Genomic DNA, 2,897 nt, shown 5'->3' with positions numbered 1-2,897 from the left:
CCCGGCACCAACGCAGCGCCGTTCCGCGAGAACGACGCCCTGGCCCGCCGCCTCCTGGCCGAACTCTCCGCCCCTCACCCAACCAGCTCCGTCCACCCAACCAGCCCAGCCCACCCAACTGACTCGCAGTTGTTGTCGTTTTGACGCTCCATAACGACAACAAATGCGAGTCAGTTGGGGATATTCACGAAAGGTAAGCCATGACAACAACGCCGACCCTGCCGCCGTCGGGCCTTTCCGTCCTGACATTGCCCATGCGCGATCCCCGCGTCAAGCCCCTCCTGGACGAACTCGCCGTCGAATACACGACGCGTTACGGGGACCTCTTCGGCAGCGGAGGCGCGGCCGAGGAACTCAACAGGTACCCGGCTGGCGAGTTTGCCGCACCCCACGGCGCGCTGCTCATTCTGCAGGAGAACGGGGAAACCGTGGCTGGCGGGGCATTCCGCCGCTACGACTCCCGCACGGCGGAGCTCAAACGGATCTGGACGCATTCGGCCCACCGCCGTCGAGGGCTGGCCCGGGTTGTCCTCGCGGAACTGGAAGCCGAGGCATCCCGCCGCGGCTACCGCCGCATCTACCTCACCACCGGTCCGCGGCAGCCCGAAGCCAAGAACCTGTACCTGGCCACGGGCTACACCCCGCTGTTCGACGTCGACGCGGATCCGGAAGAGATCAAGCACCTGGCGTTCTCGAAGGACTTGGCGCACATCGAGGCGTGAGCCTACCCCACAGCCTGGCGCGCCGCGGCTTCGATCCGGGCGCGGTGATCGGCCCATTCTTCGGTGGTTCGCTGCGACAGGTTCAGGTCCCCCGGACCTTTCCCCGCCGAGCCGTCGATCAGCTCACGAAGTATGTCGGCATGCCCCAAGTGCTGGGCTGTCTCGACGCACATGTGCACCAGGATCTGGTGAAGCGTCACGCGTCGGCGTTCTTCCGGCCACCACGGCACTTCCCCGGGAGCGTCGAGTGGGAGCGATTCGATGGTTGCATCGCTGTGCTCGGCCGAGAAGCGGTGCAGTTCGATGATCTCTTCCCTGCTCTCTTCCTGCGGAACCCACAGGTCCGCGTCAGGTTCGGCATCGTCGGCAAACCACGGTAAGTCCCGGCCGCTGGGCCGGCCAAAGACCTCCCCGAAATACCCAAGCTCCACACTGGCCACATGCTTGACCAGTCCCAAGAGGTTGGTGCCGGTGGGGGTCATGGGCCGGCGGACGTCGTACTCGTCGAGTCCGTCGAGCTTGGCGAGGAGCTCGCCGCGACGGGCGCGCAGATATTTGAGCAGAACCGCTTTGTCATCCATCCGGGCACTATACCGTTGCGGAGCACGGCAAAACTTTCCCGCCACACCGCGGCCCTGGACCACTAGGCTATGCGCATGGCCAAGAAAACAACAGCTGAAAAACTTGCCACGATCCAGCAGGGATACACCCTCGATGGGCCCACGATCGAGCTGGGTGCCGCCATCGTCGACGGCGAAGTCCACAAAGAGGCCCAAGTTCGGTTGCCGCTGTCCATGATGAACCGGCATGGCTTGGTGGCCGGGGCCACAGGCACCGGCAAGACCGTCACCCTGCACATGATGGCCGAACAGCTGTCCACGGCCGGCGTCCCCGTCTTCCTGGCGGACATCAAGGGAGACCTTTCAGGACTCGCCACCGCGGCGACGGCCAGCGAGAAACTCACGGCCCGCACCGCAAGCCTCGGCCAAGAGTGGGTAGGCAAGGCCTTTCCGGTCGAGTTCCTCTCATTGGGCGGGGATGGCAACGGCGTTCCCGTCCGGGCAACCATCACCTCGTTTGGCCCCATCCTGCTCTCGCGCATCATGGAACTCAACGACACGCAGGAATCCAGCCTGCAGCTGATCTTCCATTTCGCCGACCAGAAAAAACTGGAACTGATCGACCTTAAAGACCTGCGGGCCGTCATCCAGTTCCTGACCTCGGATGAGGGCAAGGCTGAACTCGAAGACCTCGGCGGACTCTCCAAGGCCACGGCCGGCGTCATCCTGCGCGAACTCGTCAACCTCGAGGCCCAAGGCATGGAGAAGTTCTTTGGCGAGCCGGAGTTCGACACCGCAGAACTCCTCCGCACAGCCCCGGACGGCCGCGGCGTGATCAGTTGCCTTGAACTTCCCACGCTCCAGACCAAACCCATGCTGTTCTCGACGTTCCTGATGTGGTTGCTTGCGGACCTTTTCGAAGACTTGCCTGAAGCAGGAGACCTGGACAAGCCCAAGTTGGTGTTCTTCCTCGACGAAGCCCATCTGCTCTTCTCCGACGCATCCAAGGCCTTCCTCGAAGCCATCACCACCACGGTGCGGCTCATCCGGTCCAAGGGGGTCGGGATCTTCTTCGTCACCCAGACACCCAAGGATGTCCCTGCCGCCGTCCTCGGCCAGCTTGCCAACCGGGTCCAGCATGCCCTGCGCGCATTCACCCCGGAGGACGCCAAAGCCCTCAAGGCACCGTGTCCACGTTCCCGGTGAGCGACTACGACCTTGAGGAAACCCTCACTTCCGCCGGTATCGGCGAAGCGGTCATCACCGTCATGAACGAAAAGGGCGCGCCCACGCCCGTGGCGCTGACCAAGCTGCGTGCCCCGGAATCCGTGATGGGACCCAGCACGGACGAACTGATCCGCAGCACCATCGCCGCTTCCCCGCTGCTGCCGAAGTACGGCACGGCCGTGGACAACATTTCGGCCTACGAGAAACTCACTGACAAAGGGACCGCGCCCTCCACCGGAGAAGCCGCACCAGGTCGGCCGCCGGTACCAGCCTCCGTTGATCCCCAATCCGTGGACGCCGAAGCCCGCAGGATCGAGGAAGAAATCCTTGGCCGTCCCAGCAGCCGCCCGCTACCAGGCTCCGAAGCGTGGCCGCCCGCACCCGCGCC

The 2,897-nt window shown here is 64.2% G+C and carries 2 protein-coding genes and 1 pseudogene; 2 read left to right on the top strand and 1 reads right to left on the bottom strand.

Annotated features, from left to right (window positions below):
* Positions 1-200: 200 nt before the first annotated feature.
* The gene (locus AHiyo1_RS20480) at positions 201-722 is read left to right on the top strand and encodes a GNAT family N-acetyltransferase (protein WP_059389808.1); all 522 of its coding nucleotides are present in this window, start codon (positions 201-203) and stop codon (positions 720-722) included.
* Between the two features lie 2 nt (positions 723-724).
* Here AHiyo1_RS20480 and AHiyo1_RS20475 read toward each other — a convergent pair whose 3' ends face one another.
* Positions 725-1,303: a DinB family protein gene (locus AHiyo1_RS20475; RefSeq protein ID WP_059389807.1), complete on the bottom strand. Its 579-nt coding sequence runs from the start codon at positions 1,301-1,303 to the stop codon at positions 725-727.
* 75 nt (positions 1,304-1,378) lie between these two features.
* On the opposite strand from AHiyo1_RS20475, the pseudogene AHiyo1_RS20470 reads away from it, so the two are divergent.
* Positions 1,379-2,897, top strand: a pseudogene (locus tag AHiyo1_RS20470) (helicase HerA-like domain-containing protein); the annotation flags it as partial.

The sequence above is a fragment of the Arthrobacter sp. Hiyo1 genome (assembly GCF_001263615.2).
Taxonomy (GTDB): domain Bacteria; phylum Actinomycetota; class Actinomycetes; order Actinomycetales; family Micrococcaceae; genus Arthrobacter.
This window is presented reverse-complemented; position numbering and strand designations above follow the sequence as displayed.

Bases quoted from the DNA above. Each gene is read 5' to 3' on its own strand.
- AHiyo1_RS20480 (WP_059389808.1), top strand. From the start codon at position 201: ATGACAACAACGCCGACCCTGCCGCCGTCGGGCCTTTCCGTCCTGACA.
- AHiyo1_RS20475 (WP_059389807.1), bottom strand. From the start codon at position 1,303: ATGGATGACAAAGCGGTTCTGCTCAAATATCTGCGCGCCCGTCGCGGC.